The sequence below is a fragment of the Pseudomonas sp. P5_A2_2 genome (genome assembly GCF_054177685.1).
On the sequence record NZ_JBGCUL010000203.1, the window covers coordinates 1 to 6,548 of the forward strand.

The window sequence follows — 6,548 nt, forward strand, 5'->3', positions numbered from 1 at the left end:
GCCATAAATTTGTATACACAGAAAATCCCCTGTGGGAGCGAGCTTGCTCGCGATGGGGCCAGACCAGCCACTGAAAGCCTCAAGTACAAAACTGACTACTGAGATCGCGGCCGATCCGGCATCAGCACTGCCGAATGATCCGGCTCATGCCCTGCCTCGGGCGGCGCTTCGACCGGATGCCTCGGCACCAGCGCCTGCTGTGGATAAGTCTGCGCGAAGTTCACCCACGGGCAGTTATCCACAAGCTTTTTCAAACGCTGGTTAAAGGCCCGGCTCACCGCGTATTGACCACCGGATACCGTGCGAAATTGCGCGGTCAGCACCACACCGTTGAGGTCCATCTTGTCGACGCCAAACACATCCAGCGGTCCTTGCAGGTTGTAACGCAGGAACGGGTCATTGCTGATGGAGTGCCCGGCCTCGCGGATCAGTTCGATGGCCTTATCGACATCGGTGTCGTAAGTGAATTGCACCGAGAAAAACGCATAGGCGAATTGCCGCGACTGGTTGGTCACGGCCTTGATCTGCCCGAACGGCACCGAGTGCACGAAGCCCTTGCCATCACGCAGGCGCAAGGTGCGGATGGTCAGGCCTTCGACGGTGCCGGCATGCCCGGAATCAAGCACCACCCAGTCACCGATGGACAGGGTGTCTTCGATGATGATGAACAGCCCGGTAATCACGTCCTGCACCAGTTGCTGGGAACCGAAACCGATCGCCAGGCCGATCACCCCGGCACCAGCCAGGAACGGCGCGACGTTGATCCCCAGGTTGGCCATGGTGGTGATCGCGCAAATCACCACCAGGATGATTTTGATCGCGTTGCGCAGCAGCGGCAGGATGGTTTTCACCCGCGTACTCGGCTGGCGCGCCGAGCGCTTGTAGGTCGGTGGTTTCAGGGCCTCCTGAATCGCCGTATCGAGCACCACCCAGACCATCCAGGTCACCAGCAGGATCAAACCGATGTGGCTCAGGGAATCACTGATCGCCCGGCCAACGGCATTGCTCACCGCGAATTCGAACAGCGACACGCCCCAGATCCGCCCGAGGATATCGATGAACACGATGGCCATGCCGATGCGCAGCAACGCATGGGACAGATTGAGAAAACGCTCCTTGTAGGCGCCGCTGCGGCGCAGCTCCGCTTCGCTGCGCGCCTTGAACAGATGATGCAGCGTGGTGCTGAGAAATACCGTGGCGATCAGCAGCACCGTGGTGAACAAGGCGCTGCGCAGCACTCTCTGGTTGTCCGCCCCGGCACCGATCAGGTTGATGATCGAAACCAGTACCATCAACAGAATCGGCCAATACCAGAGCCCGGAAAATATCCGCAGGGTTTCACGCAACGCCGGCTGCCTGAGGCGCTGGGCCAGCGGCAGGATGCGGATCACATGGGCTACCGGGCGACGCATGCGGATCACCAGCAAGCCGAAGGAAATCGACGCGGCCAACCCGGTGAATACTGCAATGCTGCTGGTGAGATTGCTGCCCAGTTGATGGGCGATCTGCGGACTGGTCAGGGCATCGCTCAAGGCCACCAGAAAACCGATACCGAATAACGGCCGGGGACTTTTCTCGCGAATGATCTGCACCGCCCGCCGCTTGTGGCCGGCATTGAACACCACCACCAGCGACAGCACCAATGACACGGAAAATATCCCCGTGCTTGCGGCATAAGCCAGACACAGCGCGAGCGCCCGACCGGCCGATATCGGCAAAAACTGGCTGGCATAAATCGTCAGGGGCAGGCTGACCACCGCCGGAAGAGTGTAGGGCAGCACGTAACCGAGCAACGCCTGTCCCCGTTCACGACTGAGCAGCAGACGATGCTCGCACAGACGCCTGGCGGTCATCCGCCCAAGCAGCCAAAGACAGGCAAACACCACCGCCCACACGCAGGTCAGTAGCAGAAAATCGCCGGCGACACTCCAGGGCGAACGGGCCGAAGGCTGATTGACCAACTGATCCACTTCATCGGCCGCGCGATCGGCACGCAGGCGCCAGGCGTCGACCAGGTTCTCGTTGAGATCGAGTCTGGTCTGGACCTCGTCGATGCTTGAGCTGATAGCACCGAGCAAGCCGCCCTGTACCAGCGGTTCGGGGTGCGCCAGCGGTGTCGCGGTGGCCGGCAGCCCCGGTATCGCGGCGGCTTCCAGCTGCTCGCTGCCCAGCAACAGCAACGCACCCAGCAGTATCGCGGTCTTGAGCCTGATCAAAGCACCCACTCCTTTGGCTGTGTCTGTAAGGTACTGATCGAGAAATGCCGGGCAAGTTCGGACATTGCCCGCAGAAAGCAGGACAGCGATATTTGATCTGCACGCAAATATCAAATGTCCGTCCCTGTATTTTTCCGCACAACCCGAACCCCGACACTGCGCTCCATCGAATCAACCTCCGGAGTTGCAGCCATGCCCATTGCCCTGCTCGCGCTGACCCTCAGCGCCTTTGCCATCGGGACGACCGAGTTCGTCATCGTTGGCCTGTTACCCACCATTGGCGCCGACCTCGGCGTCAGCCTGCCRTCCGCCGGCCTGCTGGTCAGCCTGTATGCCCTGGGTGTTGCCGTCGGCGCCCCGGTGCTGACCGCCCTCACTGGCAAGGTTCCACGCAAATTCCTGCTGTTGTCGCTGATGGTGCTGTTCACCCTCGGCAACCTGCTGGCCTGGCAAGCACCGGGCTACGAGTCGTTGATCCTCGCCCGGATCGTCACCGGCCTGGCCCACGGGGTGTTTTTCTCGATCGGTTCGACCATCGCCACCAGTCTAGTGCCGAAGGAAAAAGCCGCCAGCACGATCGCCATCATGTTCACCGGTCTGACCGTGGCGCTGGTCACCGGCGTGCCGCTGGGGACATTCATCGGCCAGCATTTCGGCTGGCGTGAAACCTTCCTCGCCGTTTCGGCACTGGGTGTCATCGCCTTCATCGGCAGCCTGCTCTACGTGCCGAAAAATATTGCCCACGGCAAACCTGCTTCGTTGTTGCAGCAATTACAGGTGCTCAAGAAACCGCGCCTGTTGCTGGTGTATGCCATGACAGCCCTCGGCTACGGCGGCTCGTTCATCGCCTTTACCTTCCTCGCGCCGATTCTGCAGGACCTCTCCGGCTTCAGCGCCGGCACCGTCAGCCTGGTGTTGCTGGTCTACGGTATCTCGGTAGCTGTCGGCAACATCTGGGGCGGCAAACTGGCGGACAAACGCGGTCCGATCAGCGCCCTGAAAATCATCTTTGCCCTGCTCGCCGCCGTGTTGTTCCTGCTGACCTTCACCGCCGGCAATCCGTGGCTCGCGCTGGCCACCGTGCTGGTCTGGGGCGCCGTGGCGTTCGGCAACGTACCTACCCTGTGGGAGCGAGCTTGCTCGCGATGACGGCGGCAAATTCAACATGGATTTGTCAGACAGAACGCCATCGCGAGCAAGCTCGCTCCCACAGTTGTTCGGTGTTCTGCAGAAAATGTACCGCCCGTAGCCCCATCGAAACTTTCGCCGCCGCCCCAGAGTCATCCAAAGACAGTGGCCGTCAGGCGGGAGGCGACATGACAGCGAATCACACCGATATTCCCGCACACTCAAACGCAACCGACATGCGGGTACAAGGTTCGTCCGTCATTTGTCGTTTCACGGTACTGACGGTCAACACCCACAAGGGGTTCACTGCGCTCAACCGGCGTTTCATCCTGCCGGAACTGCGTGAAGCGGTACGCAGTGTGTCAGCCGATGTGGTGTTTTTGCAGGAAGTCCACGGCACCCATGAACAGCACCCCAAGCGCTACACCAATTGGCCGGCGATGCCGCAATACGAATTCCTCGCCGACACCCTTTGGCCGCAGTTCGCCTATGGACGCAATGCGGTGTATCCGACGGGTGATCACGGCAATGCGCTGTTGTCGAAATTCCAGATCATTCGCCACGACAACCTCGACGTATCCATCAGTGGCCACGAGAACCGCGGGCTCTTGCATTGCGTGTTGCGTTTGCCCGGTGACGGCCAGGAGGTGCATGCGATTTGCGTGCACCTGGGGCTGCGCGAAACCCATCGTACCGCGCAACTGAAGTTGCTCGCCCAACGCCTGGACGCCCTGCCCAGCGACGCCCCGGTGATTGTCGCCGGGGACTTCAACGACTGGCGCCAGCGCGCCGATGCGTTTCTCAAGCCCAGCGGTCTGTATGAAGTCTTCGCCGCGCAACATGGCAAACCGGCGCGCAGTTTCCCTGCGCGCTTGCCGGCATTGCGCCTGGACCGCATCTACGTGCGCAACCTCAAGGCCAGCCATCCGCAAGTGCTGTCTACCCGGCCCTGGTCGCACCTTTCCGACCACGCCCCGCTGTCGGTGGAGATCGAGCTATGAGCAGCCGGTCGATGGAAAAAACCACGCTGGAACACATCCCCGCTCCGCCCACCCACGAGCCGACAGCGGTCGATGTCGAATACGGCTGGCAAGGCAGCAATCGCGTCGAGTTGCTGGAAAACGGCGAGGCGTACTTTCCCCGGGTGTTTGCAGCCCTGCGCCGGGCGCAAAGTGAAATCCTGCTGGAAACCTTCATTCTGTTCGAGGACAAGGTCGGCAATGAGCTGCAGCAGATCCTGATCGAAGCCGCTCAGCGCGGCGTGCGCACCACCGTCAGCCTCGACGGCTTTGGTTGCGGCGAGCTGAGTACCGGGTTCCTCACCGCGCTGACTGCGGCCGGCGTACACCTGCAAGTATTCGACCCGGCACCGAAACGCCTGGGCATCCGCACCAACTGGTTCCGGCGCCTGCACCGCAAGATCGTGGTGGTGGATGGCAGCGTCGCGTTCGTCGGCGGGATCAACTTTTCCGCCGATCATCTGGCCGACTTCGGCCCCGGGGCCAAACAGGATTATTCCGTAGAGGTGCAAGGCCCTGCCGTGGCCGACATCCATCACTTCGCGCTGCTGCAATGCGGTCGCCCGATGCACGCCAAATACTGGTGGCAACGCCGTCGGCAGCGGCGTTCGGAACTGGCCTTCAGCGATCACGATGGCCAGGTACGGCTGGTGTACCGCGACAACGCGGAACACCCGACCGACATCGAAGAGGTTTACCGCCAGGTGTTGCGCCAGGCACAGCGCCGAGTGGTGATCGCCAACGCCTACTTCTTTCCCGGTTTCCGCTTGCTGCGCGAGATCCGCAACGCGGCCCGCCGAGGCGTGGATGTGCGGCTGATCCTGCAGGGCCAGCCAGACATGCGGGTGGCCAGGCTCGCCGCGCGTATGACCTATGACTACCTGCTCAAGTCCGGCGTGAAGATCTACGAATATTGCGACCGCCCGCTGCACGGCAAGGTCGCCTTGGTGGACGAGGACTGGAGCACCGTCGGCTCCAGCAACCTCGACCCATTGAGCCTGTCGTTGAATCTGGAAGCCAACGTGCTGATCCGCGACCAGGCCTTCAATCGTCATCTGTTCAATCGCCTGGAAGACCTCAGCGATAACCATTGCAAGGCCATGTCTCCCGACGTCGCGCCACGAGGTCGTGTCTGGCACATGACCATCGGTTTTCTGGTGTTTCACTTCCTGCGGCATTTTCCGGCGTGGGCCGGTTGGTTGCCGGCGCATAAACCTCGTCTGAAACGCTTCCCCCCGCCATCCGGGAGTGCTGACCATGAACCGCGCTGAGACCCATTCGGCCTCTCCCGGCAAAAGCTGGGGCAAGTCCCATTGGCGTCGCTGGAAACGACCGCTGACGATGCTGTTTTTCCTGATGCTGATCGTGCTGTTCACGACGCTCGCCCAGCGCATCGAGTGGAACGAAGTGTTCGATAACCTGGCAGATTTCAAGGTGCGCACGCTGATCATTGCTTCGGGGCTTACCCTGGTGAGTTTTCTGGTGTACGCCTGCTTCGACCTGATCGGCCGCACCTACATCCGTCAGAACCTGACGTGGAAACAGATCCTGCCCGTGGGAATCATCAGCTACGCCTTCAACCTGAACCTGAGCGCCTGGGTCGGCGGCATCGCCATGCGTTACCGGTTGTATTCGCGGCTCGGGGTGAGCAAGAGCAACATCGCGAAAATCCTTGGCCTGAGCCTGGCGACCAACTGGTTCGGCTACATGGTGATTGCCGGCGCGGTGTTCAGCAGCGGGCTGGTGCGCATGCCACCGGGCTGGAAACTCAGCAGCAGCGCGCTGCAAGGCGTGGGGGTTTTGTTGTTGCTGCTGAGCGCCGGGTACCTGGCGGCGTGTCGGTTTGCCAAACGTCGGGAGTGGGCGACTCGCGGCGTGGAAATTGATCTGCCGTCACTGCGCATGGCAGTGCTGCAACTGGTCCTGGGTGCATTGAACTGGTCGCTGATGGCGGCGGTGATTTTCACCTTGTTGCCAGGCAAACTGGATTATCCACTGGTGCTGGGCGTGCTGTTGATCAGCGCCATCGCCGGAGTCATCACTCACATCCCGGCCGGGCTCGGCGTACTCGAGGCGGTGTTCGTGGCACTGCTGCAACATGAGGTTTCGCGGGGCAGTCTGGTAGCGGGACTGCTGGCCTATCGGGCGATTTATTTCATTTTGCCGCTGTTGATTACCGTGGTGA

At 61.2% G+C, this 6,548-nt stretch carries 4 protein-coding genes and 1 pseudogene; 4 read left to right on the forward strand and 1 reads right to left on the reverse strand.

All coding sequences use genetic code 11. The features are described 5' to 3' along the window. Positions 1–95: 95 nt before the first annotated feature. Positions 96–2,216 carry a mechanosensitive ion channel family protein gene (locus ACXRVY_RS13880; RefSeq protein ID WP_223461690.1) on the reverse strand — a complete coding sequence of 707 codons (2,121 nt, stop codon included), beginning with the start codon at positions 2,214–2,216 and terminating at the stop codon, positions 96–98. 192 nt (positions 2,217–2,408) lie between these two features. On the opposite strand from ACXRVY_RS13880, the pseudogene ACXRVY_RS13885 reads away from it, so the two are divergent. The 4 genes and pseudogenes from ACXRVY_RS13885 to ACXRVY_RS13900 form a co-directional block, all read left to right on the forward strand. Beyond that, positions 2,409–3,341: pseudogene (locus ACXRVY_RS13885) on the forward strand (MFS transporter); the annotation flags it as partial. Positions 3,342–3,580: 239 nt separating this feature from the next. Further along, positions 3,581–4,345: an endonuclease/exonuclease/phosphatase family protein gene (locus tag ACXRVY_RS13890; RefSeq protein WP_223461781.1), complete on the forward strand. Its 765-nt coding sequence runs from the start codon at positions 3,581–3,583 to the stop codon at positions 4,343–4,345. Then, the gene (clsB, locus tag ACXRVY_RS13895) at positions 4,342–5,634 is read left to right on the forward strand and encodes a cardiolipin synthase ClsB (RefSeq protein WP_223461687.1); all 1,293 of its coding nucleotides are present in this window, start codon (positions 4,342–4,344) and stop codon (positions 5,632–5,634) included. The genes ACXRVY_RS13890 and clsB overlap by 4 nt, the downstream gene beginning before the upstream one ends. After that, a partial coding sequence (locus ACXRVY_RS13900) for a lysylphosphatidylglycerol synthase domain-containing protein (protein WP_458237585.1) occupies positions 5,621–6,548 on the forward strand: 928 nt, incomplete at its 3' end. The genes clsB and ACXRVY_RS13900, both read left to right, overlap by 14 nt.